General features: G+C 63.8%; 17 protein-coding genes. 10 read left to right on the top strand and 7 right to left on the bottom strand.

Annotated features, from left to right (window positions below; all coding sequences use genetic code 11):
* Positions 1-40 precede the first annotated feature (40 nt).
* The 4 genes from F455_RS0112065 to F455_RS0112050 all read right to left on the bottom strand — a co-directional run bounded on the left by F455_RS0112065 (position 41) and on the right by F455_RS0112050 (position 7,749).
* Positions 41-1,549, bottom strand: coding sequence for a CehA/McbA family metallohydrolase (locus tag F455_RS0112065; RefSeq protein WP_211212318.1), 1,509 nt, complete (start codon positions 1,547-1,549; stop codon positions 41-43).
* A 10-nt stretch (positions 1,550-1,559) separates the two neighbouring features.
* The gene (locus F455_RS20705; RefSeq protein WP_211212317.1) at positions 1,560-2,843 is read right to left on the bottom strand and encodes a phosphatidylinositol-specific phospholipase C1-like protein; all 1,284 of its coding nucleotides are present in this window, start codon (positions 2,841-2,843) and stop codon (positions 1,560-1,562) included.
* Between the two features lie 16 nt (positions 2,844-2,859).
* Positions 2,860-5,553 carry a TonB-dependent receptor gene (locus F455_RS0112055; protein WP_245539985.1) on the bottom strand — a complete coding sequence of 898 codons (2,694 nt, stop codon included), beginning with the start codon at positions 5,551-5,553 and terminating at the stop codon, positions 2,860-2,862.
* A gap of 246 nt (positions 5,554-5,799) precedes the next feature.
* Positions 5,800-7,749, bottom strand: coding sequence for a DUF5054 domain-containing protein (locus tag F455_RS0112050; protein ID WP_018973547.1), 1,950 nt, complete (start codon positions 7,747-7,749; stop codon positions 5,800-5,802).
* Positions 7,750-7,821: 72 nt separating this feature from the next.
* Here F455_RS0112050 and F455_RS0112045 point away from each other — a divergent pair, with 72 nt between their 5' ends.
* From F455_RS0112045 to F455_RS0112020, 6 genes are read left to right on the top strand one after another with little or no spacing between them, the layout of a single operon-like run.
* Complete coding sequence (locus F455_RS0112045) at positions 7,822-9,303, top strand: extracellular solute-binding protein (protein ID WP_211212316.1); 1,482 nt, start codon at positions 7,822-7,824, stop codon at positions 9,301-9,303.
* Entirely contained in the window at positions 9,300-10,220 is a 921-nt protein-coding gene (locus F455_RS0112040) for a carbohydrate ABC transporter permease (RefSeq protein WP_018973545.1), read from the top strand. The genes F455_RS0112045 and F455_RS0112040 overlap by 4 nt, the downstream gene beginning before the upstream one ends.
* Positions 10,217-11,041 carry a carbohydrate ABC transporter permease gene (locus F455_RS0112035; RefSeq protein ID WP_018973544.1) on the top strand — a complete coding sequence of 275 codons (825 nt, stop codon included), beginning with the start codon at positions 10,217-10,219 and terminating at the stop codon, positions 11,039-11,041. Before F455_RS0112040 ends, F455_RS0112035 begins: the two co-directional genes overlap by 4 nt.
* Positions 11,042-11,049: 8 nt before the next feature.
* Positions 11,050-12,168: an ABC transporter ATP-binding protein gene (locus F455_RS0112030; RefSeq protein ID WP_018973543.1), complete on the top strand. Its 1,119-nt coding sequence runs from the start codon at positions 11,050-11,052 to the stop codon at positions 12,166-12,168.
* A 30-nt stretch (positions 12,169-12,198) separates the two neighbouring features.
* A complete protein-coding gene (locus F455_RS0112025) occupies positions 12,199-13,065 on the top strand; it encodes a TIM barrel protein (protein WP_018973542.1) in 867 nt (288 codons plus the stop codon).
* A complete protein-coding gene (locus F455_RS0112020) occupies positions 13,062-14,138 on the top strand; it encodes a Gfo/Idh/MocA family protein (RefSeq protein ID WP_018973541.1) in 1,077 nt (358 codons plus the stop codon). The genes F455_RS0112025 and F455_RS0112020 overlap by 4 nt, the downstream gene beginning before the upstream one ends.
* Before the next feature lie 15 nt (positions 14,139-14,153).
* Here the strand turns inward: F455_RS0112020 and iolB are convergent, their stop codons facing one another.
* Genes iolB through F455_RS0112005 form a run of 3 tightly spaced genes read right to left on the bottom strand, consistent with a single transcriptional unit; the run spans position 14,154 to position 18,813 of the window.
* Complete coding sequence (gene iolB, locus F455_RS0112015) at positions 14,154-14,948, bottom strand: 5-deoxy-glucuronate isomerase (RefSeq protein ID WP_026293323.1); 795 nt, start codon at positions 14,946-14,948, stop codon at positions 14,154-14,156.
* A 2-nt stretch (positions 14,949-14,950) separates the two neighbouring features.
* A complete protein-coding gene (gene iolD / locus F455_RS0112010; RefSeq protein WP_018973539.1) occupies positions 14,951-16,828 on the bottom strand; it encodes a 3D-(3,5/4)-trihydroxycyclohexane-1,2-dione acylhydrolase (decyclizing) in 1,878 nt (625 codons plus the stop codon).
* Positions 16,825-18,813 carry a bifunctional 5-dehydro-2-deoxygluconokinase/5-dehydro-2-deoxyphosphogluconate aldolase gene (locus F455_RS0112005; protein ID WP_018973538.1) on the bottom strand — a complete coding sequence of 663 codons (1,989 nt, stop codon included), beginning with the start codon at positions 18,811-18,813 and terminating at the stop codon, positions 16,825-16,827. The genes iolD and F455_RS0112005 overlap by 4 nt, the downstream gene beginning before the upstream one ends.
* 156 nt (positions 18,814-18,969) lie before the next feature.
* Between F455_RS0112005 and F455_RS0112000 the strand changes: the two genes are divergently transcribed.
* From F455_RS0112000 to thrS, 4 genes are all read left to right on the top strand, one after another.
* Positions 18,970-19,836 carry a MurR/RpiR family transcriptional regulator gene (locus tag F455_RS0112000; RefSeq protein ID WP_026293322.1) on the top strand — a complete coding sequence of 289 codons (867 nt, stop codon included), beginning with the start codon at positions 18,970-18,972 and terminating at the stop codon, positions 19,834-19,836.
* Positions 19,829-20,830, top strand: coding sequence for an inositol 2-dehydrogenase (iolG, locus tag F455_RS0111995; protein ID WP_033409980.1), 1,002 nt, complete (start codon positions 19,829-19,831; stop codon positions 20,828-20,830). The genes F455_RS0112000 and iolG overlap by 8 nt, the downstream gene beginning before the upstream one ends.
* 235 nt (positions 20,831-21,065) lie before the next feature.
* Complete coding sequence (locus tag F455_RS23350; protein ID WP_211212315.1) at positions 21,066-22,601, top strand: hypothetical protein; 1,536 nt, start codon at positions 21,066-21,068, stop codon at positions 22,599-22,601.
* A gap of 332 nt (positions 22,602-22,933) precedes the next feature.
* Positions 22,934-24,838 (top strand): threonine--tRNA ligase, encoded by a 1,905-nt coding sequence (gene thrS / locus F455_RS0111985; RefSeq protein ID WP_018973534.1) that lies wholly within the window; start codon positions 22,934-22,936, stop codon positions 24,836-24,838.

Here is a 24,838-nt window from a genome sequence, read left to right as displayed (position 1 = left end):
GTAGCGGCTCGCTCGAGGCAAGTCGCGACGCGCTGCGCCATCAAGGTTTCGCCGCAGTACCGGTACGATTGACGTAGATCGGATTGCCGATCAGGACGAGCTTGCCGTCGGCATTGCGCACGTTCGCACGCAGCGTGTGGCGGCCGCCGTCACTGGCCCAGGCGAACGCGAAGACTTGCGACGTGCCGGCAATCTTCGGCTGATCGATCATCGGAGCGACCTTGCCGTCGACGATGATTTCCACGCTGCCGTCGGCGACATTGGTGACCTTGAGCAAGAAATCCGCCTTGCCGTCTTTCGCGATCTTCACCTCGTCGCCCATTTCCGCGTCGAAACCTTGGCCCTTCGCGGTGAGTTCGAGGTGGCGGTCCTTGCTGCCGAAGACGTCGACGTAGACGTGACCCGCGCGCAGCGCGTCGAGCACGCCGCGCTGGGAAAGGTTCTTCGCATGCACGACCGTGGTCGGCGTGCCGATGCCGACCACGCCTTGGCTTTCGTGCCACTGCTTCGCGTTATGGTCGTCGCTGCCACCGATCGCAGTAAGGCGATAGCCCTTGTCGAGTTGCGCCTGCCAGAACGGAATGCCAGAGATCGCCGTGTCCGCGTCGTTGGTGTTGACGACTTCGATGGCCTGGACGAGGCGAAGGTCGACTTCGGGTTTCGCGGTCCAGCCGCAGCCCATGCAGATCTCGCCGGAAAGCCGGATCGGGTGGTTGATCGAGACGAAGCCGCCGAATTTTTCCGCGTTGCGCAGCAACGTGTTCCAGTCCGGCACGTCCGCGCTACCCACACGGAAGTCGAGTGGCACCCAATTGCCGAGCAGGTTGGCGTGGCCGGTGAACGTGGTCAGTTCGCGCCCGGGCAGCAGCAGCAGGCGGTCGAAATACGGCTGCAGTTCGCGCACCGCGTTCGCCTGCGAGACCGTGTTGTGGTCGGAAAGCGCGATGAAGTCGAGTCCACGCTCGGCCGCGGTCTGCGCGGTGAGGAACAGCGGGCAGGGCACCTTCTTGCCCTTGCCGCTCTGCGGCGTGCACGCGCCGTCGCTGTGCGCGCCGTGCATGTGCAGGTCACCGCGGTACCAGCCCGCTTCCGCGCGCAGCGGCTCGTCGAGCAGGTCGGGAATTTTTCCATTTCTGGAGAAGTACACTTTTGCCGTGTAGTCGGCGTGCGCCTTCTCGCGGATGTTCGGGATGCCAAGCAGCAGGTTCCAGCGGCCCGGCGCGATCGGCCCGGGCAGGTAGGACGGCGTCGCGTCGGTCGCGGACACGGTAAAGCGGCTCTTGTTGCCGCCGCTCCAGCCGCGGAACGCATTGTTCTTGAAGCCGCCCGGGCCGAGCAGGCCGAGGTCGATCGTGGTCTTTTCGTCGCGGCCGGTGTAGGCGAAGTCGACGGTGATGCGATCGACGCCAGCCGGCACGTCGAACGGCACGAGCCTGTAGGTCTGATTATCCTTGCCGTCGAGTTTGCCGGTCAGGGTCAGATCGGGCTTGTCGCTGGTCTGCGCAAACGCCGCGACGGAAAACAGCAACGACAACAGAAGTATTTGCACTTTCACAGAATCACTCGATGGGGACTCCGGCGCACTTCGCCGCCGCGCGCACCGGATTGCAGCGTGCGATCGCGCCGCCGTCGAAGCGTACGCGATAGGGACCGAAGCGTGGGTCGGGTTCGAAGTAGTCGGTCGAGACGAATTGCGCGCCGCTCGCGAACGCGGCCTCGCGGCGCGCGGTGTCGTTGCGCCGCGCCTCGAACGTATCAGCGTCTGCCCGCGTGCGCACGAGCAGCCCGGCACTTACCGCGGTGCGGATGCGTCCCTGGTCCGCAATCGGGTCGTTCAGGGTAATGTAGCCTGCGGCGGGCGAGTCTTCCTTGACCGTGGCGAACATCGCCCGACCTTCGAGTGATTTGCGCGCACCGCGATAGAGTGCGATCTTGTCGTCGCTCTCGTCGAGCGCGAACAGGATGCGCCCTCGCGCTTGGCCAAGCGTGGGCCAATGGCCGGCGCGCGCGGCGTCGCGCAGCGTCGGGAATTTGCCCTGGATGTCGCCCGGCGTGATCAATTGCGCGGGCTGGAACACGCTGCGGATCTCGGCATCGAGCCGGTCGAACGCGGCCTCGTCGAACTTGAGCGCGGCAACCGAGCCGGGACCGAGTTTCCCGTCCTTGGCGTTGATCAGAATCGTGATCGGTGCGTGGCGCGGGTGCGCGGTGGACCAGTCGCGGATGATCGAAAGGCAGGCGGCGAAGGTCATGCAAGTCGAGCGGAAGTCGATATCGGCCAGATGCATGACCTTGAAACCCGGCTTGGTCATCTGCTCGGCCTGTGCGGGCGGCCAAGGCGGCGAGGAAAAGCCTTGGCGCAGCGCGCCCGGCGGATGCAGCCAGCGGCCACCCTGCGGATCGTCCCAGACATCGAGTTCGAGCTCGCGCATGCCCGCGTCGAGCTGTTCGTCGAGCGGGCGGTGGCCGTAGTCGAGGGTGTCAGCGCCGTGCGCGTCCAGCGCGTGGTGAGCGGTGAATTCCTCGGGCGGCATGCGCTGCTTGTAGCTGTTGTGCGTGCCGATCACCTGGATGTCGTCGAGGCGCAGGTTGGCATCGATCCAGGCGCGCGAGCAGGCGCTGTCGCCGGCCTGGGCAGCGCTGGTGGCGGAGAGATTGCAGTCGGTTTTCGCCGCAGCCAAGCAAGGAGAAGACAGCGTACCGATGGCAAGCAAGGCGCCGGAAAATCCGGCAACGGAGCGACGTGAATGGCGCGCGCTGCGGAAGAATGTCGCGAAAATCTCTCCCCCGATGTCGGCTGGGGGAGAGAGTGTTTGCGCGCGCATGTTATTGGTATGAGGCATTCACCGCAGGGTGCGATCAGAACTTGTACATGAGCGACAGGCGATAGGCACGGCCGAGCAGCGGACGCGCGAGGAACACGGTCTTGCCCGCGTCGGTCGAGATCACGTCGCCGGAGCGCGGATTGCCTTCGGTCAGGCCGACGGAGTTGGTGAGGTTGTCGACGTAGCCGAAAACGCTCACGCGCTCGTTGATGTCGTATTCCGCACTCGCGTTGATGACGTGGTACTCGGGTAGTACCGACAAATTGGCCGTGTCCGAATAGCGCTTGCCTTCGTACTCGTACGACAATTGCAACTGCAACTTGTTGTCGAGCAGCATGAGGCGCGGCGCCAGGCGATAGCTCACTTTCGGCACGCGGATCAGCTGATTGCCGCTGAAGTCGGAAATCGTCGGCACGAGATTGCCGCTGGAGTCCCTGCTGTAGATCGTCGCGCGCAGATTCTGGTACTTCGGATCTTCGATCGTTGCGGAAAAATGCAGGTCGAACCAGGCGGTCGGGGTGATATCGCCTTCGAGCTCGAAGCCAGTGGTCTTGGTCTGGGCGACCGCGGTCTGCGCGAGCAGTGTCACGTTGTCCGGGGCCAGAACCTGCGTGCTGAAGGTGACGTTGTCGTATTTGGTATAGAACCAGGTAGCGTACAACGTCGCCCATTCGCTGCCCCACTTCGCGCCGACCTCACCGAGGTCCATGGTCTGCGTGATCGGCAGCGCGAGCGAGTTGGCGACGAACGTACTGAAGTTCGGCAGGCGATAAGTCGAGGTATAGCGCGCGAACAGGCCTGCGCGATCGGTCAACTGGTAGTTCGCGCCGATCGTCCAGCCGGACTTGCTGAAGGAGTGGTCGGTCGTGGTGAACGGATTGTTCGGGTTCGCGCAGGCGACCTGGGTGTCGGCGAACAGCCCGTCGTTCAGATTGCAGAGATAGTTGCCGCCCTGGTTATAGTAGGTCACCCCGTTATAGACGAAGCTGCTCGTTGCCGGCAGGCGCGTCGTGTTGGTGTTGTGCATCTCGTTCTTGTCCCAGCGCCAGCCGAAGTCCAGGCGGAAGTCGTGGGTGATCTGCCATTCGTCGCCGAGATAGAACGCGTAGCTGTCCTGCTTGCCGGTATCGCGTTCGTATTCCGAACCGTTACGCAGAATGCCACCAGCAGTAAGGCTGCCGAGCGGTTTGCCATTCGCATCGACCGCGACCACGTCGAGCAGGCGCGCGTTGCCGCGCACATCGGTCAGTACGATCGACGATACGCGGTTGAAGTCCATGTTCTGATGCGAGTAGTAGAAGCCAGCCGTGAAGTCGTGCGCGCCGAGGAAATCGAACTTGGTCGACACGTGCGCGTCATTGCTGTACTCGCGCTCCGGCATCCACAGCGGGCGCAGTTGGTTGATGAGGACGAGACCGTTGCCGTTCTGGCCGTTGAGCGCTCCCGATCCGGATGAGGCGAGCGAACCGAGATCGAAAACCTGGTTCGGATTGTCCGTGTAACGCAGCTGGAAACCCGCCGCTCCGGGGAACAGGGCGCGGTTTGCCGCCGTGTTTAGCGAGGCAAGTTCGGAAATGCCGGAAAGCACCGAGTTCGGAAACGTGCCGTTGCGCTTGGTATTGGTCGTGCTGTAACGGAAGCTGTCGGAGAACTTCCAGTCGTCGCCAAACTTCTGCTCGAATTTTGCGGTCGCCTGGGTGCGATTGACGTAGGTGCCATTGGCGCCGTTGAAGTTGTACGGACCCTCGCTGGTGTGGAACGTCATATGCGCGGTTTCGGGGCCGGCAACGGTATCGTAGTTGCCGTCGAAGCCGGGCACCGCGACGATGTCGCCCGAAGAATTGCGATGCAGCGGAATCGGCAGGTAGAAATCGACGCGGTCGTTCATATGCTTCAAGTCGAAGCTGAACTTGCCGTCCTCCCATTCCTTGGAGATCGTACCGCGCAACTGGCCGCCTTTGTCGCCGGTATAGCCCGGATCGCGGACCCCATCGGCCTGGCGATAAAAGCCGCCGAATGAATACTTCCAGCCGGTGTTGCCGATCGGTGCGCCGTACCAGAAGTCGGCGCGGTTGTAGCCGTAGTCGCCCCACGTGTACTTGAACAATCCCGAAGCCTCGTCGCCGACCTTGCGCGGGATGTAGTTGACTGCCGCCGCGGGTGCGTTCGGATAGAACAGGAACGACGGACCGCCGCGCACGACTTCGATTCCGTCGATCGTTTCGTCGAGGCGGAACACCTGGTCGACGTTGTACCAAGTCAGGCCCGGATCGTGCTGGATCGGTACGCCGTCCTCGAGCAAAGTGATCGAGCCGAAGCCGTCGACCGGAATGCCTCGCGCGCGCACATTGCCACTCGCTTCGCCTCCCGATGCCTCGACCCAGAAGCCGGGCACGGACTTCAGCGATTCGGTAACGCTCGTCGGCGCCTGCAGACGCAGCGCTTCCTCGCCGATCTGGGTGATCGAATAGCTGGTCTGCTCCTTGGTCCGCGCATCGACGCCGGCGCGACCGGTGACGACGACCGACTCCATGTTCTGAGTCGTTTTCGCCGACGCATCGGATGGTGCGGTCTGCGGATCCGGCGCGGCGGCAGCCGCGTCCGCCGGCGTGGGCGTGGCGTCGGTTGCGCGTGCGGCTGTTGCGAGAACGCAGGACAGGGCGAGTGTGCTGCACAAGGTCAGAATGCGGTAGTGGCACATGAACGGAATCTCCGGAGTGAAAGACATTGGCAACGGGGAGGGAGACAGCGTGTGGTGCGCGCCGGTCAGGCCGAGCGAGCATAGGTACCGGCAAACTCTATTGCAATTTGCATTGCAACATTGTGTCAGTTGGAAAAAAAATTCTATTTACGTACAAGCGTCTGCCTTGGTGGAGCGTTTCGGCAGGCGCAGACGAGATACGAATCTAGCGATGTTTTATGTTGCCAAGATGTCAGCGCGGCAACTCGCGCGCGGCGTCCTCGAGTCGCTCGGCTACGAGATTTCCAGATCGAAACGGAAGCGCAGCGTGCCCGCGCACCACATCGGAAAGTTCGTGCCCCACTTGTTGTTGTGCAGGTTGAAACGGACGCCCGCGGAGAAATCCGGCGGCGCGCTCGTGAACGCCATGAATGGAGCATCGAGGGGAGCGATCAGCGGCGAATCGAACGGCGTGATCTGCAGCGTCGCGCCGGAAGACAGTTTCGCCCGCAGTGCGGACACGGCCTGCAGCGCACCGCCGCCGTTGCGCACGACTTCGGCGGCCGGCAGCCAGATGCCGAGCTTGTGCAGTTGCCATTCTTGCGCACTGGCTGGCGCGAATGCGAGAAAACTCGCCTCCGGCATGCGGTTTGCCGGCTTGTCGCGCATCACGAGTTCAAGCCGGAGCTGCGTCGCGCTCAGCGGCCGGATGTCGAGCGACAGCTGCTCGGGCGCGCCGAGTAGCTCATGCGCGATAGCGGATGTGCGCCAATGCAGCACGACGCGATCGGGCCCGCGTTCGACGCCGGCCAACTCGGTGGTGTAGCGCGCCGACCGTGCCGTGCGTGCCTGCTCGAGCCCGGGCTTGCCATGGTCGAGCAGCGCCCAGCGCACGCGATCGGTCAGATAGGTGCGCATATGCGTGGCGACATCGTTGGCGTCGTAGCTTTCGTAGACGTAGGCGATCAGGTTGTCGCCCGCCATGCTTGCGCCGCCCGGTGACGACAGACTCTGCAACGCGCCCGAGATTGGGTCGATGACGAGGCCCCAGCCGCCGATATCGATCTCAGACACCGTTGTCGCAGACCCGCCGGCAACCGCTGCACCGATGGTCGGACTGGTTGCGTCGGTGACGACATTCGCCAGCGCGCGATCCTCGTCGTCGAGCGCGTCGACAGCCGTGTCGAGATACGCGCGCTGTTCGTCCCACGACGATTCGCAGAACGCGAAGCGTGGATCGTCGCGGCGCGCACGCTCGAAGTCGTCGCGATCCCAATGGGTCTCGTCGCGCAGATAGGTCTTGATGTCGACGCCCCAGGTATGTTCCGGCACGAGGCAGAGGCGGCGACCGAATGCGGCGCGTTGCGGTGTGAGACCTTCTTCATCGAAGCGGTCATAGAGCCGCTGCAGGTCGAGGAAGCGCGAGACTTTCACCGGGTCGGTGCCGATGCCGTGGATCCAGGAATCGCCGATCTCGCGGTCGATCAACGGGAAGCGTTCGCGCAGCGGCCAGATAGCCTCGGCAAAGGCATCAAGCGTCGAGGCGCGGATCTCGGCGTCGGGATATTCGTCGTGCAGGTCGCGGTGGCAGTCCACCGCCTGGCCGACGCTTTGCGGGCCGATGTTGTCGTTGGTATGCGCAAAACTCAGGGCGAGATCGGTGCCATCGACGAAATGGGTCGAGCCGTAGCTCTTCTGGTAGGCGACGAGGATTTCCTCTCCGCCGGGCGCGCGCCAGCGGAACAGGTCGGGCACGTCGGGTGGGGTCGATGCGGTGTTCACGCCGATATGCAGGAATTTCACCCCTGCGCGCGCGAGCAGCGGCACGATGCCGAGCGTGTGGCCCGGCACGTCGGTCATCTTCGCCGCGATCGTCTTCACGCCGAAGCGGCGGTCGAGCTCCTGCGCATACGTCAATCCCGCGCGAAACAGTGCTGGTGACATCAGTTCGGTGTGCGTGGTGAACGGCAGCGCATGCCAGCGGATCAGACCGTGGTCGATCGCACGTTCGAGCCGGCGCACGCGTTCGGGCGGCTGCGTTTCCAGATGATCCCAGATCAGCCAGGCGCCGGTGGTCCAGACGAACAGGCGCTGGTTCGGGTCTTCGCGCAGGAAGTGCTCGCCGGTGTCTATCGCGCCGGGAATGAAGACGTCGTGGTATTGCCGGCGCACACGCTCCGCGAGCTGGGTAAAGCCGATATCGAGGTGCGTCTTGAAAACGAGGTGGATGGTCGACGCAGTCATGGCAGTCCAATATTTGGAATTTGCATTCCAAATATTTAAATTTTGCAATGCAAATTGCAATAGCGTTGCGGCATGCTTAAGCTCGACGTCCCTGAATTCTGCCTTGCGCAGGAGTACAGAATAGCAATGCCGGCGATGCTGCACATCCGCTTGACGCGTCGCGCCTCGTTCGTGCGTGGTTGCGCGCGTGCCATGGCGTTGCTGTTTGGCGTGGCCGCGTGGGCGATGGTGCGGGCGGCGCCGACAGAAGTGTCTATCGCCTGTCGCTGCGTCGAGGGCGGCGTGAACGGATCCGAGGCGCGCTGGCTCAAGCAGGTCGTGATCCCCGGCTATGTCGCCGTGGCGAAGGCACAGGGTCGCGATGTGGCGGTCAAGTTGCGCGAATTCGCCGGCAGCGCCGAGCAGATGTCGCAGCAGCTCGCGCTGGACTTCGCTACTGGCCAAGGCGCCGATCTCGCCGAGTTCGACGGATTCCAGATTCCCGGGTTCGTCGACGCGGGCCTGCTCAAGCCTCTAGACGAAGTCGCCGGTCCCGAGGCGGATGCATGGGATGGCTGGACGCATATCCCCGACAGCGCGCAGGCGCTCGTGCGTTTTCGCGACAAGCGTTACGGCGTGCCAGAGCAGACCGATGTACGCATGATTTTCTATCGTCGCGATTTGTTTCGCGCCGCAGGACTCGATGCGGATCAGTGGCGGCCGCGTTCGTGGAACGACATCCTGGAAGCTGCGCGCAAGCTGAAGCAGAAAGAACCGGCAAGTTTTCCGTTGCAGATCAATGCCGGCGTCGCGATGGGCGAGGCGACGACGATGCAGGGCTGGCTGATGCTGCTCGCCGGTACCGGCGAGGAACTGCGCGATGCGCAGGGCCGCTGGATCGTGCAGAGTCCGGGCATGCTCGCCGCGCTCGATTTCTACAAGGTCGTGTACATCGGTGAGAAGCTCGGCGAGGCGCGCACGCAACGCCTGGTCAGCGGGCGCAACCGCAGTTTCACCGATTTCCAGCACGGCAAAAGTGCGATCCTGGTCGAGAGCAACTGGTTCTACTACGCCGCGATCGATCCGCAGGGCGATTTCCCGATCGCCGATCGCGACGCGCTCGTCGGTTGGACGAAGATGCCGGCGCGCACGCCGGGCAGCGCGGTGCGCGGGCAGGATTTCGTCAGCGTCTCGGGTGGCAACAGCTTTGTGCTCAACCCGCATTCAAGGCAGCCGCGCGAGGCCTGGTCGCTGCTCGCGTTCATGAATTCGGCGCCGACGCTGCGTCGCTATCAGGAGTTCAATGAACATCTCTGCGTGCGCGACGACGTGCTGCCGCCGCATTCGCAGTTCCTGCGCGAGAGCGGGCGCGAGCTTTTGCCGCTGACGACGATCCGGCCGATCGACGCCGACTACGAGAAAGTCTCGGCCGAGATTCAGCGCATGACCGAGAGCGTCATCGCCGGAAAGCTCTCGCCGCGCGCGGCGATGGCCGAATATGCGGCCGCGATGAAGCAGATCGTCGGCGCGGACCGCGTCGTCGCGCTCGATCTGCCACAGGGGAGCGGCTCGTGAGTTCGCGCGGCGCCAAGGTGTCTTCACGCACCGGCGTGGCGTTCATGACGCCCGCCGCACTGCTGATCGGTCTGTTCGTCGTGTTTCCGTTCTTTTGGATCATCGCGGTCAGCTTCAGCAACCGCAGCCTGCTCGGTGCGAACGCGCTGCATCCGCAGTTCGTCGGCCTGAAAAACTATCTCGATCTGTTCGATCCGGCCACTTTCTGGGGCCAAGGCGGTTTCGGCCCGTCGCTATGGCTGACGATCCAGTTCGTCGTGTTTTCAGCTCTATGCGGGCAGGTCCTGCTCGGACTCGTGCTCGCCTGGATCTCGCGCGAGCTGTCGCCGCGCGCCAAGTCGCTGCTGCATGGCATCGTCATGCTCGCCTGGATCCTGCCGGATGTCGTCGTCGGCTTCGCCTGGTTCGCTTATCTCGATCGCGACGCGGGCACGCTCAACCAGCTGCTGCGCGGATTGAACTTTCCTGCAGCCGATTTCCTGATCGAACATCCGTTCCTGACCATCTGCATGTTCAACGCCTGGCGCGGCGCGGCGTTCTCGATGATGCTGTTCGACGCGGCGCTGCAGTCGATTCCGCCGAGCTATCTTGAAACTGCCGATGTGGTCGGTGCCTCGAGCTGGCAGAAGCTGCGCGACATCGTTCTGCCGTTGATCCGCGGGCACATCGTCACTGACCTGATCCTGATCACGATGTGGACGTTCAACGTGTTCACGCCGTTCCTCCTGACCGCGGGTGGGCCATCGTTCGAGAGCGATATCCTGCCGATCTACACCTACCGCATCGCGTTCAAGAGCTTCGAGTTCGGCAAGGGCGCGGCGATCGGTGTGATCGTGATGCTGATCAACCTGGCGTTTTCGCTTGCGTATCTGCGCCTGGCGCAACGCGGCCTGCGCAAGAAGGGGAAGGCCGCATGAACCGTCGTAAGTTGGTTTCGCGCATCGTCTTCAGCGTCTGCGCGGCGCTGCTCGGTGTTGCCTTCGCGCTGCCGCTGATCTGGTTCGTGTTCGCGCCGTTCAATGCGCAGGCCGATCTCGATCTGGCCTTGCCGAAGCCGCCGACCCTGGCGAACTTCGCACGCGTATTCGCCAATGGCGCTGCTGTCGGTGCGTTGCTCAACTCGCTGCTGCAGGCCTTCGGCACGGTGTTGCTCGTGGCGACGACCGCGACGCTGGCCGCTTATGCGCTCGCGCGCACGACGCTGCGCGGCAAGCGCGTCATCGAATATGTATTGCTGTTGTTCTCCTCGGTCGTGTCGGGTTCGGCGGCGATGGTGCCGATCTTCCTGATCGTCAACGCGCTCGGCCTGATCGATACCCAGCTCGCTGTGATCCTCGTCTTCGCCGGCGGCTTGTTGCCCACGGCCATGTTTATCCTGCGCGACTTCATCGCGAGCATTCCACGCGGCTACGAGGAGTCGGCGCTCGTCGCCGGTGCTTCGCAATGGCGTGCGTTCGTCGACGTCGTCGTGCCCGTGTTGCGGCCCGGCGTGACGATCGCCGCAGTCTGGGCTTTCGTTCAGGTCTGGGGCGGGTTTCTGATTCCGTTCGTGCTCCTGCGCAGTGAGCAGCGCATGCCCGCGTCGGTCGAGATCTATTCGTTCTATTCGCAGGCCGGTACGCCGATCGTGCCGCTGCTCGCCGCGTACTCGGTGCTGTACTCGCTGCCGGTGATCGCGCTGTACTGGTACGTCAACCGCAAATACGGGTTCCGCTTCTTCGGCGGAATCAAATCCTGAGGCTTTTCATGGCATCGATCCAACTCGACAAGATCGGCAAGAGCTTCGGCGCGGTCGACACGATCCGCGAGATCGACCTCGCGATCGACGACGGCGAATTCGTCTGCCTGCTCGGGCCTTCCGGCTGTGGCAAGACGACGACGCTGCGCATGATCGCCGGCCTCGAGCAGCCGAGCCGCGGCAGCATTCGCATCGGTGGCCGCGATGTCACTTGTGCGCAGCCGAAAGACCGCAACATCGGCATGGTGTTCCAGGACTACGCGCTCTACCCGCACATGACGATCGCCGACAACATCGCCTATCCGCTCAAGGTGCGCGGTGTCGCCGAGGCGACGCGACACGAGAAGGCGCGCGAGATCGCCGAAGTGTTGCATATCGGCCAACTGCTCGACCGTCTGCCCGCACAAATCTCGGGTGGCCAGCAGCAGCGCACGTCGCTCGCGCGCGCTCTCGTGCATCCGGCCGCCGCGTTCCTGTTCGACGAGCCACTGTCGAATCTCGACGCGCGCATGCGCGTGGAGGCGAGGGCGTTCCTGCATCACCTGCAACGCAGCCGCGGCATGACCGCGGTCTACGTGACTCATGACCAGGCCGAGGCCATGGCGCTGTCGACGCGCATCGCAGTGATGTGCGCGGGTGACATCGTGCAGTACGCGCCGCCGCTCGAAATCTACCGGCGGCCGGCGACGACGTTCGTTGCCGGTTTCGTCGGCGATCCGCCGATGAACCTGGTGGCGGCGCAGGCGACGCGCAACGGACATGATGTCGCGCTGCGCGGTGCAGGACTGCAAATGGCGCCGATCGTGAGTTGGCCGGCACTCGACCTAGCACTCGAACGCAGCGATCGCGTCACCGTCGGCGTACGTCCCGAGCACCTGCGCATCACCGCAGGCGATGTCGCCACGAACCGCCTGCATGGCAAGCTGTTCGCCAACGAAGCGATGGGGCCGGAAAGTCTCGTCACGCTCGATCTCGACGGCGGCGTTCGTGTCACCGCGCGCATATTCGGCGATGCCTCGTTGCGCATCGAGAGTGATGCCGCGTTCGCGTTCGATGCAGACCGGTTCACGTTATTCGACGCACAAGGCGTACGCATCCCGGGTGCTGCGGAAGACCCGTCGAACTAGAACCTCATTTTCATCAGCAGAGGTACGACCATGCTATCGATCGGCAACGCCCCTTGTTCCTGGGGCATCTACTATCCGAAAGACAACCGCTACACGCCCGACCAATATCTCGACCAGGTGCGCGAAGCAGGCTATGCGACAACCGAGCTCGGTCCGCTCGGCTTTCTGCCGACCGACGCCGCGCAGCTCAAGCATGCGTTGGACTCGCGCGGGCTCCAGCTCACGGGGGCGACGCACGTGCACACACTCGCCGATCCGTCGACGCGCGATGCGCTGCTTGCGACGATCGACCAGCTCGGCAAGCTCGTCAGCGATGCGGGCTCGAAGCATGTCGTCATCATGGACGAGGGCAACTGGTATCCGCCGGGCAGGCGCGGCGTCGTCGATGAGGCCGGTTGGAAGACCGTGGTCGGCATGGTGCGCGACGCGCAGCAACGTCTGGCTGAGGACTACGGTATTGCCATGACATTCCATCCGCACCTCGGCACCTGCGTCGAGCGTGAGGCGCAGATCGATCGTCTGCTGCAGGATACCGAGGTCAATCTCTGCTTCGACACCGGTCACCATGCGGCCTGGGGACAAGACCCGGCGGCGTACATGCGCAAGGTCTGGTCGCGCATCGGCTATGTACATTTCAAGAGCGTCGATGCGAACGTGCGCGAGCGCCTCGTGCGCGGCGAGATCGACACGGCGCAGGCGTCCGAAGCAGGCATCTTCGCGCCGCTCACGGACGGTGCAGTGGATGTTCGCGCGGTGATGAAGTTGCTGGCCGAAAAGAACTACGCAGGACCGTGCATCATCGAGCAGGACTGGAGCTCGACGCAGATCGAGGAGCCGGTTTTTCTCGCGCGCAAGAACCTGCAGTTCCTCCAGTCGCTGAGCGGGAGCGTGCAATGACGATCCGCGTTGGACTGATCGGCTTGGGAGAAGTTGCCCAGCTCATGCACCTACCGCTACTCGCGGACGACGCGCGCTATAAGATCGCCGCAGTCAGCGACGTATCGCCCAGTCTGACCGCGCATATCGCGCAGCGTTACGGCGCACGCACGCATGCCAATGCCGAAACGCTGATCGACGACAAAAACGTCGACGCGGTGTTCATCCTCACGCCCGATCATTTGCACGCCGATCTGCTAGCGCGCGCCATGGATGCAGGCAAGCACGTCTTCATCGAGAAGCCAGTCTGCCTCAACGTCGAGCAGTTGCTGCCGCTGATCGAGCGTGGGCGCGGCTACGCGAAGACGATCTTCGTCGGTTATATGCGCCGCTTCGCGCGGCCGTTCCTAGAACTGAAGAAGCGCCTGCCGGCGCTGAGCGAAGTACAGCACGTGCGCGTGCGCGATCTGATCTGCGAGGCGCCGTTCTTCGTTGCGCAGACGCGGCCCGTATTCAAACCGACCGACGTGCCGCCGGCCGTGATCGACGAGGGCAGGGCGCGCACGCAGGCGATGCTGCGCGCCGTAGTCGGTGCCGATGCACCGGCCGCGGTCGTGCGCGGCTACCAGGTGCTGACCGGCCTATCCTCGCACAGCTTCTCGGCGATGCGCGAGCTGCTCGGTACGCCCAAGATCTTCGCCGCGCGCCAGTGCAACGGCGGCGAGGCGATCGCCGTGCTGTTCGACTACGGCCATTTCACCGCGGTGTATGAGGCGGTGACCAATAACATTGCGCGCTTCGATTCCGGCATCGACGTGCTCTGCGATCGCGCGATGTTCCGCATCAACTACGATACGCCGTATGTCCGCCATCTGCCGACACGATTGGAGATCACGCGCTCGAGCGAGCGCGAAACGGTGACCGAGATTGTCGGACCGTTCCACGAGGACCCGTTCCGTGGCGAGCTCGATGCTTTCTACGAGGCCGTGGTCAACGGCGCTCCAGTCAAGACCACACTCGAGGACTCGCTCGATGACCTCAAGCTGTTCGCGCAGATCGGCAGATTGTTCGCCGACGAAGCACGCTCTCGCTAGCGTGCGGTTGGACGCCTACTTCAACATCCACTCGTGCGTCGGATCGTTGCGCATGCGCCACTCGCGGCGTGGGCCGGCCATGACGTTGAGGTAGTAGCCGTTGTAGCCGTGCGGCATCACCACGGGGTGGTAGCCGCGCGGGACGAGGACGACGTCGTGGTCGTGCGCCGCCATCGTTTCGTCGAGGTCGCGTGCGTCGGTATAGACGCGCTGCAGGGCGAAGCCTTGCGATGGGTCGATGCGGTGATAGTAAACCTCTTCGAGCTGGGTTTCGTGCGGCGGATCGTCGACGTCGTGCTTGTGTGGCGGATAGCTCGACGAATGCGCGGCGGGGGTACGCACCTCGACGACGAGCAGCGATTCGGCGGCCTCGGTCTGCGGCAGCACGTCGCAGATATAGCGTTCGTTCGTGCCGGTGCCGCGCGTCGACTGCTGCATCGACGCGGGTTCGATCACGCGCGCCGGATAGCGACCCGTTGCCGGCGCACTGGCGAGAGCGAGTTCGACGCTGTCGCACGCGCGTACACGCACGCTTGTCCGCGGGGGCGCATACAAGGCGTGCGGCGGTTGCGCGGTGAACACGCTGTCGCGTCCGCCGAAGTTTTCCCGGTGCAATGGGCCGGCTTCGAAATCGATGGATCCGCGCAGCACGACCAGGCAGGCTTCGCGATCGTCGGGAATGTCGATGCGCAGCTCGTCGCCTGCGTCGAGGCGCCAGGCGTCGAAGCCGACATGGCGCCAACCGGCAGATTCCGGCGTGATGCGGATCATATGCTGCGCGTCGCGGCGCGCCTTGACGAGCAGGCTCATGCTCATGCTCCGGATTCTTGGTCGCGTTTGCGCAGCGCCGCTTCGTAGTCCGTACGCGCCTCGCGCACGGATTCGCGCGTGGAGACCGCGGGCACGGCCACCTCCCACCAGCTGCCGCCTTCGCGCGTGCAGCGATGCGGGTCGGTGCGGATCGAAATGACGTAGCTGCTCTTTGCGGCGCGTGCGCGTTTCATCGCTTGTTCCAGCTCGCCGATGCTGTCGACATGTTCGGCAGCCGCGCCGAGCGCGCGCGCGTGCGCGGCGAAGTCGACCGCGGGTGCGCCGGTAGCGGTCGCGCAGTCCTCATCGAGCAGGTTGTTGAAAGGCGCGTCACCGCAGGCGCGCTGCAGGCGGCCGATGCAGCCGAAGCCGCGGTTGTCGAGCACGACGACGATAAGCTTGTGGCCGAGCATCACCGAAGTGGCGATTTCGGAATTGAGCATGAGGTAGCTGCCGTCGCCGACCATGACGATCACTTCGCGCTCTGGTTTGGCCATTTTCACGCCCAGGCCGCCGGCGATCTCGTAGCCCATGCACGAGTAACCGTATTCGACGTGGTATCCGCCCGGCATGCGCGTGCGCCACAGCTTGATCAGCTCGCCCGGCAGGCCGCCGGCGGCGCAGACGACGATGTCGTTGTCGGCCGAATCGACAGCCGAGCGCTGCACGGCGCCGATCACGTCGGCTTCGTAGGGCAGCTCGCCCGCACGAAAATTGCGTGTTGCGGTGAGGCGCTCGACAACGGCGCGCCACTCATTTCCAAGCTGTTCGGCGCGATCTCGCCATTCCCTCGGCGCGCACCAGTCGAGCAACGTCTGAGTGAGCGCATCGAGGCTTTCGTTCGCATCCGCAGCGATGGCGAGCGCCGAATTCTTTTCTGCGTCATAGGCATTGACGTTGAGCGTCACAAGCCGAGCTTTGGGATACAACGCATTCGAGCCCGTGGTGAAGTCGGCGAGACGCGTGCCGACCGCGAGGACAAGGTCGGCTTGCGCAGCGACTGCATTCGCGGCGCTGCTGCCGCAGACGCCGACCGGGCCGAGTTGTAACGGATGGTCCCAGGGCAGGCTGCCCTTGCCGGCCTGCGTCTCGGCGACCGGAATCGCGTGGCGCTCGGCGAAGGCGCGCAGCGTTTTCGTGGCGTCGCCGTAGAGCACGCCGCCGCCGGCAATGATGACCGGGCGCCGCGCGGCGCGCAGCGTGGCGGCGGCGGCGGCGATTTGTACGGGGGACGGTATCGTTGCGGGCGCGGACACGATGCGCGGTTCGAAGAACGCGGCGGGATAGTCGAAGGCCTGCGCCTGCACGTCCTGCGGCAGCGCCAGCGTGACTGGGCCGCACAACGCCGGATCGGTCAGCACGCGAATCGCGCGCGGCAGCGCGCTCAGCAATTGCGACGGCGCGACGATGCGGTCGAAGTAGCGCGAGACCGGCTTGAAGCAGTCGTTGACGCTGACCGTGCCGTCGGCGAAATCCTCCATCTGTTGCAATACCGGGTCGGGCGCACGCGAGACGAAGACGTCGCCGGGCAGCAGCAGCACGGGCAGGCGGTTGACGTGGGCGAGTGCGGCGGCGGTGACGAGGTTGGTTGCGCCGGGGCCGATCGACGTGGTCACGGCCATCATGCGCCGGCGCGCCTGCGCCTTGGCGTAGGCGATCGCGGTATGTGCCATCGCTTGTTCGTTGTGTGCGCGCCAGGTCGGCAGGGCGTCGCGGTGTTCGTACAGCGCTTCACCCAGTGCGGCGACGTTGCCGTGACCGAAGATCGCGAACATGCCGGCGAACAGCGGCACGGTTTCACCGTCGATGCGCACCTGTTGTGCCGCCAGATAGCGCACCAGTGCCTGCGCCATCGTGAGTCGTACGGTCGGGTTGCTCATGCGTTTGCGGAAAGTCTTTTCGTATCGTCTTGGGCGATATTGTCGCGCGCCGCGCGCCAGAGTGCAGCGAGTTCGCGCTGGTTGGCATGCACGCGTGCGACCAGCGCATCATCGTCGATCTCGCCGGTGAACCAGGCGCGCGCCGGTTCGGCGAATACGCTGCGGCCGACGGCGAAGCCGCGGCAGGTCGCGCTGGCCGCGGCGGCGGCAAAACCGGCGGCGAGATCGGCAAAGGGTGCGTCGGCGCCGAGTAGGAGCACTCCGCGGCACCAGGGATCGTTGCGCATGATCAGCGCATCGAGGGCAGGCCAGTCGGCCGCATCCAGCGGCGCGAGCTTCCACCACTCTGGTCTGATGCCGTAGGCATAGATGCGCTCGATCGCGCGGCGCACGAGATCTCCGCGCTGCGTCGGTGCCGCGCGCGGCGGCGCGATGACCTCGATCAGCAATTCGTGGCCGCTCGCGCAGGCGGCGTCGTATAGCGTGCGCAACTGCCGCCCCTGTTCGGCGCGCTGTATGGCGTCGTCGGGGTCGAAGACGACGAGGCATTTGATCGTGTGTTCGTGGGGCCAGGTGGCCAGATGCGTGCCGATCGAGCGGCCGTGTTCGAACGCGAGCGGCGTCGTGTCGGGGAGTTCGACCGGACGGCCGATCCACCAGCCGCGCCCGCTCGCGGCGTTGAGTGCATCCTGGCCGTAGCGGTCATCGATGAGCACGCCGATGCGGTCGGACAGAGCGGATGCCCGTTCGGTCTGGTCGGTCGCGCGCAACAGCAGGCTCTTGAACAGCGAAAGACGCGCCGCTGCACTCGCGCCGTGGTGGCGGGCTAATTCCTCGAGTGCGCTGCGATGGTCGAAGGCGAATACGTGCAGGTCATCCCAGTGCGGCCGCGCTACGCTGACGCGATGCAGGTGGGCCAGATCGGCGTCGAGGTCGGGGCGCTGCGCGCGTGCCGGATCGCGATCGACTTGGGCCAAGAAATGGTCGAGCTCGGCGCGGCTCGGCATCGCCGGCGCGCAGCCGTGGCGCGACACGACGATCGCGCCGCAGGCGTTCGCTGAGGCGCAGCAGCGTTCGATAGTTTCATCGCGCAGCCAGCCGGAAAGGAATCCGGCCATGAATGCATCGCCGGCGCCGAGCACGTTGAGCACCTCGACGCGCGGCGCGCGGTACAGCGGCGCATCGTCGATGCGCGCGGGAATGTCGCCATCGATCACGTTGCAGCCGAGCGCGCCGCGCTTGATCACGAGCAGGGCCGGGCTCGCCGCACGCACATTGCGTAATGCGGAGATCAAGTCGTCGTCGCCGCCGGCGACGCGAAATTCCTCCTCGGTGCCGACGATCAGATCGAATGACGACAACACTTCGCGCAGATGCGCGGTCACCTGCGCATTCGCGATGAAACGCGTGGCGCCGTCGCTGCGCGGCGCGAGGCCCCAGAGCACCGGGCGGTAATCGATGTCGAGCACGCGGCGCAGGCCGTGCCTGCGCGCGAGATCGAGTGCCTTATGGCAGGCAGCGAGCGTGGCCGGGGTGGACAGGTGCGTGCCGGTGATTGCGAGCGCACGCGCCGAGGCGACATAAGCCTCGTCGATATCGTCCGCAGCTATAGCCATGTCCGCGCAGTTCTCACGGTGGAACAACAGCGGGAAGGTGTCGCGATCCTTGATGCCGAGCAGCACGAACGCGGTCAGGCGATCCGGGTCGACGCGCAGGTGCGAGACATCGCAGCCTTCGCGGGCGAGGGTTTCGCTGAGGAAGCGACCCATCTGGTCGTCGCCGACGCGGCTGAGCATCGACGACTTGAGGCCGAGGCGCGCGCAGCCGAATGCTGCGTTGCCGGAGGATCCGCCGAGGTATTTGGCGAAGCTGGTCGCGTCTTCGAGGCGCGCGCCAATCTGCTGCGCGTAGAGATCGACGGCGACGCGGCCGAGGAAGATGGCATCGAGCGGGCGCGCGGTGGCGGGGTGAACAGGTTCTGTCATGCGCGGTGCGTGGGCTTGCGAGAATGCGCGGCGTATGCGAGAGAATAGGACCTGCCTTCAATCTTTGCAATTCGCATTGCATCAATTGGAAATATGGAATTTTTATTCCATTTATCGCAAACTCACCGATAGCCGCATTAGCGCAGGAGCAAGCCCTTGGCAGTCAGCAATGCAGTGGACCAGCTCATGCAGCGCGTCGCCGACGAATTCGAGTCGTTGCCGCGCCAGCTCCAGGGCATCGCGCGCTATCTCGAGCAGCATCGCTCAAGCATCATGCTGCAGAAGGTCAACGACGTGGCGAGCGGATCGAACGTGCATCCCTCGGCCGTCGTGCGCTTCGCGCAGCGCTTCGGCTATACCGGGTTCAGCGAGATGCAGGCCATGTTCCGCGACGCCTATCGCGAGCGTGCCGAACCTTCAGGCAGCTACCAGCATCGCATTCGCCGCGTCATCGCAGAGCGTCCGGAAAAGCTCGACGAGACGCAGATCGCGCGCAGCTTCATCGATGCCTGCCGGGTCGGGCTCGATGAGCTCGTGGAACGTTTCGACTCGGCGCGTTTTCGCGCCGCGGTAGATCTGCTCGAACCGGCCGAGCACATCTACATCGTCGCCGTGCGGCGTTCGTTCGCGATCGCGAGCTACATCGCCTACGCGCTCGGCCATACGACCAAGCGCGTGCATCTGGTCGACGGCCTCGGCGGCATGCATCGCGAGCAGATCCACAGCATCGGCAAGGGCGATGCCCTGATCGCGATCAGCTTTCCGCCTTACGGCAAGGAGACGCTGTTCTGCACGCGGCTTGCGCGCCAGCGCAAGGCCAAGGTGATCGCGATCAGCGAATCCGACCTCGGTCCGCTTGCCGCGCATGCGAACGTGCTGCTCAAGGTCGACGAGGCGAGCGCGTTCGCGTTCCGCGCGTTGACCAGCACGATCTGCCTGTGCCAGGCGCTGTTCGTCGCACTTGCCTACCGGCTTGAAGTGAAACCGAACGAAGGTGCGCACACCGGGGACTATGATGCCTGAGAGCAGGTTCGCGATAGCGCTGTTCGGCGCAGGGCGCATCGGCCGCATCCATGCGGGCAATATCGCCGCGCAACCGGGTTTGCGCCTGCGCTATGTCGTCGACGTGAACGCGGAGGCGGCGGATAAACTGGCCGCCACGTTCGGCGCAACCGTGGTCGATGCAGAGCATGCTCTCGCGGATCCGACCGTCGCGGCCGTCGTCATCGCTGCGAGCACCACGATGCACGCGGAACTGATCGCGCGCGCAGCGCGCGCGGGCAAGGCTATCTTCTGCGAGAAGCCTGTCGCGACCGATCTCGACGGTGCGCGCGCATGCGCTGCGGTGGTGGCCGAAGCCGGCGTGCCGTGCATGATCGGTTTCCAGCGCCGTTTCGATCCCACTTTCGCCGCGCTCAAGCGCCGCCTCGACGCGGGCGAGATCGGTGCGCCCGAAGTCGTCGTGCTGACCAGCCGCGATCCGGCACCGCCGCCGCTGGAATACCTCAAGCAATCCGGCGGCGTGTTCAAGGACATGTTGATTCACGATTTCGACGTCTGCCGCTGGCTGCTCGCCGACGAGATCGTCGAAATCTATGCGACCGGTGCCTGCCTGAGCGCCAATGCGGGGCAGGCCAACGATCTCGATACGGCGGCGGTGACGTTGCGTTCGCGCAGTGGGCGCCTATGCACGATCAATACTTCGCGTCATGCGGCCTACGGTTACGACCAGCGTATCGAAGTGCTCGGCGCAGGCGGCATGCTGCAGGCAGGTAACCATCGGCCCACCGAGGTCGTCGCCTCGCTCGCGAGCGCAGTCAGCAGCGACGTGCCCGAGCCGTTCTTTCTCGAGCGCTATCGTCGCGCCTATGCGATCGAGATGGCACATTTTGCCGAGGTGCTGGCCGGCAATGCCCAGCCCGTTCCGGGCCTTGTTGACGGAATCAAGGCCTTGCAATTGGCCGAACTCGCGACTTCTTCCTGGCGCGAGCGGCGAACGTTGAATTGTTCGGTATGACGCTGAGTGGCCAGGAATTTGCTTGTACGATTCAGTTCGCGTTTTTTTGAAGCAAATACTGGAAAATGTGATAGTTTTCACACACTGGAAACTTCTTTTTCAATGTAATATCGACTAGCTACAGGGGCGCATCCATCGGATGCGAAAGGAAAATTCGAAACGGTAGTTCGCATCTCTTGCAATGTGCAAGAAGTGCAATGACGGCGTACAAGCGCCGTCGTCGCACGGAGCGTCTATGGCGCTCCGGGTAGAAACCAACCGCCGGCAACTTTCATTCCCGCTCGACAAACTTTGCTTACGTGCAATAAGGCGTCGCCGCGCCTCTGCGCACGAAGCGGGCGCGCCGAACAGGTCCGGGAAAGCCGGCATATCACACAGCCAACAGGGGGCATCCATGCAACTCGTAAATCGTAAGACCGTAGCGATCAGTGCTTTAGCTTTTGCCATCACGCAGGCACTGACCGCATCCGCCGCCAGCTTCAGCGACGTGCACAGCGTGCTGAACAACCGTGCGGCTCCCACTGCACTGAATCCGGCCGCTCTGGCCAGAGCGCAGCAACGTTTCGCTCAGGCGCAATCGATCGCGAATCACTTCACCGCGCAGTCGCCGACCAGCGCGACGAGTGCCAGCCGCGTCGAACTGATCAACAATCTGATGCGCGGAGATGCACAGGGTTTCGCCGAGGCGGGCAATGCCCCCTCGCTCAAAGAGGCGTTGGTGGCTGCCAACAATGCGATGGTGCGCAGCACGAACGCAACCGCATCCAGCGTAGTTTCTGCAGACGTCAGCACGACCGAGGATTTGGTTTATACGCCGATCGTGCCCTGCCGCATCGTTGATACACGAGCGATCGGCGCTCCTCCGGGGACCCCGCTGGCCGACGTTTACTCGCTGACGACGTTCCTGGCTGCAGGCGGTGCGTCGCAAGGCGGTGATGCCAGCTGCTCGGGCTTCACCGGCGCGACGCCTGCCGCGATGACGTTCAACATCACGATTGATTCGCGCAACATGCCGGACTATCCCTCGGCCTTTCTTTCCGTATTCCCGGAGGGAAGCTCGCCGTTGAGCAGCTGGATCAACTACGTCAGCGGTGAGGTCATCGCGAACGAAGGCATTGCCACGATCAATCAGTCCAACGGTCAGTTCACCGTCGAAGCGCAGCGCACGACCAATCTGATCGTGGATGCGTACGGCTATTTCCGTGCGCCGACTGCTCCTTCGGCTGGTCCGACGGGTGCTACCGGAGCTACGGGTGCCACGGGGGCGACAGGTGCAACGGGTGACGTCGGAGCGACAGGTGCCACGGGCGCGACGGGTACGGGCGCAACGGGTTCCACGGGCCCGGTAGGCGCTACTGGTGCGACGGGTCCGGGCGTGGGCGCGACCGGCCCGACCGGCGCAACAGGTGCGACCGGCGCCACGGGTGTGACTGGCGTGACCGGCGCTACGGGTGCGACAGGTGCCGGTGCTACAGGTGCGACTGGCGTCACCGGTCCGACCGGCGCCACGGGTTCATCAGGCGTCACCCTGAGCGGCAGCACGGGTGCCACCGGCGCTTGCGGCAACGGCTGCACAATTACCACTCTGGCATGCAGCAGCGGCACTGCTATCAGCGGCTCGCTTCACTTGTCAGGTTACAACGTATCAAAGGCACCTTTCATCGTTTCGAGCTATCAGGCTTCTAGCACCACGTGGGCCTTTGTCATCTCCAATCAAAATAACAATGGCAGCGGATTCAACTACACCACATATGCCATCTGTGCGCAGTAGTAATGAGGGCAAGTTCGAACCGTTAAGCCCAAGTTTCATCACCTCACTCATCCCCCGGATCTCCGGGGGATTTTTTTGTCGCGGCGCGCTCTTGTCCGCTGTCGGGCTCTACGGTACGCTTTGATTCCAGAACCTCGAACGGTGGCGCGCGGGCAACTGCAGCCGAGTGTGCGACATGAGCACTAGTACTTTCCGCAGCTGAAATCGCAACCGTCAAGCTACCTTACAAACTAGGCGCTTGGCGCCTTTTTTGTTGGGTAATTTTTGCCGTCGTAAGTGACGGTGAGAATCAAAAGACGGCCACCTGCGGCCGCATTTCACGAAGAACAATTATGATCAACATCACTCTCCCCGACGGTAGCCAGCGCCAGTTCGAACATCCCGTGTCAGTGGCCGAAGTCGCCGCATCGATCGGCGCCGGTCTGGCCAAGGCCGCGCTGGCCGGCAAGATCGACGGCCGTCTCGTCGATACGAGCTACAAGATCGAATATGACGCGAATCTAGCGATCGTCACCGAGAAGAGTCCCGAGGCGCTCGATATCCTGCGCCATTCGACTGCGCACCTGCTTGCGCAGGCGACGCAACGGCTGTTCCCGGACACCCAGGTCACGATCGGTCCGGTGATCGACAACGGGTTCTACTACGACTTCGCGCGCAAGACGCCGTTCACGCCGGAAGACCTCGACAAGATCGAGGCCGAGATGAAGAAGATCGTCGGCGAAAACCTCGAGGTGTCGCGCTCGGTCATGTCGCGCGATGAGGCGGTGAAGTTCTTCCGCGGCAAGAACGAGGAATACAAGGCGCAGATCATCGAATCGATTCCGGCCAACGAGGAACTGTCGCTGTACTCGCAGGGCGAGTTCATCGATCTCTGCCGCGGTCCGCACGTGCCGAACACAAACAAGCTGCGCGCGTTCAAGCTGATGAAGGTGGCCGGCGCGTACTGGCGCGGCGATTCGAACAACGAGATGCTCCAGCGCGTCTACGGCACGGCCTGGCTCAACGACAAGGACCTGAAGGGCTATCTGACCCAGCTCGAAGAAGCCGAGAAGCGCGACCATCGCAAGCTCGGCAAGCAACTCGATCTGTTCCACGTGCAGGAGGAGGGGCCTGGCCTGGTCTTCTGGCATCCAAAGGGCTGGTCGATTTGGCAGGTGGTCGAGCAGTACATGCGCCGCGTCTACCGCGAATCGGGTTACCAGGAAGTGCGCTGCCCGCAGGTGCTCGACGTTTCGCTGTGGCAGAAGTCCGGTCACTGGGACAACTACAAGGAGAACATGTTCTTCACCGAATCGGAGAAGCGCACGTATGCCTTGAAGCCGATGAATTGTCCGGGCCACGTGCAGATCTTCAACCACGGCCTGCACAGCTACCGCGACCTGCCGATCCGCTACGGCGAGTTCGGCGCCTGTCATCGCAACGAGCCGTCCGGGGCCTTGCACGGCATCCTGCGCGTGCGCGGCTTCACTCAGGACGACGGCCATATCTTCTGTACGGAAGATCAGATCGAAACTGAGGTGACGGCGTTTCACCGCCAGGCACTGAAGGTGTACGCGGATTTCGGTTTCACCGACATCCAGATCAAAATCGCGCTGCGTCCCGAGCCGCGCCTCGGCGACGACGCGACCTGGGACAAGGCCGAGAATGCGCTGCGCTCGGCGCTGCGCGCCTGCGGCGTCGAATGGCAGGAGTTGCCGGGCGAGGGCGCATTCTACGGACCGAAGATCGAATATCACCTGCGCGACGCGATCGGCCGTACCTGGCAGCTCGGCACGATGCAGGTCGACTTCATGATGCCGGGACGTCTCGGTGCGGAATATGTGGACGAACACAGCCAGCGCCGCCAGCCGGTGATGCTGCATCGGGCCATCGTCGGTTCGATGGAGCGCTTCATCGGCATCCTGATCGAGCACCATGCCGGCCAATTCCCGGCGTGGCTGGCACCGGTGCAGGCCATGATCATGAATATTACCGACGCACAGGCCGAATTTGCCTCGGAAATGACGCAAACCCTTGTCCGGCAAGGTTTCCGTGTCGAGGCCGATTTGCGCAATGAGAAAATCGGCTATAAAATACGCGAACACACGTTGCAGAAGATTCCGTACCTTCTCGTGGTCGGCGATCGCGAAAAGGAACTCGGGCTCGTCGCCGTGCGTGCGCGGTCGGGTGAAGACCTGGGCTCGATGAAGGCTTCCGAGTTCGCCGACAAGCTGCGAAACGAATTCAAGAATGCATAG

Origin of the sequence: Rudaea cellulosilytica DSM 22992, assembly GCF_000378125.1 — a bacterium.
In the GTDB taxonomy this organism is placed as follows: Bacteria; Pseudomonadota; Gammaproteobacteria; order Xanthomonadales; family Rhodanobacteraceae; genus Rudaea; species Rudaea cellulosilytica.
Note: the sequence above shows the minus strand (reverse complement) of the source record. Positions and strands in the feature narration are given on the sequence as shown.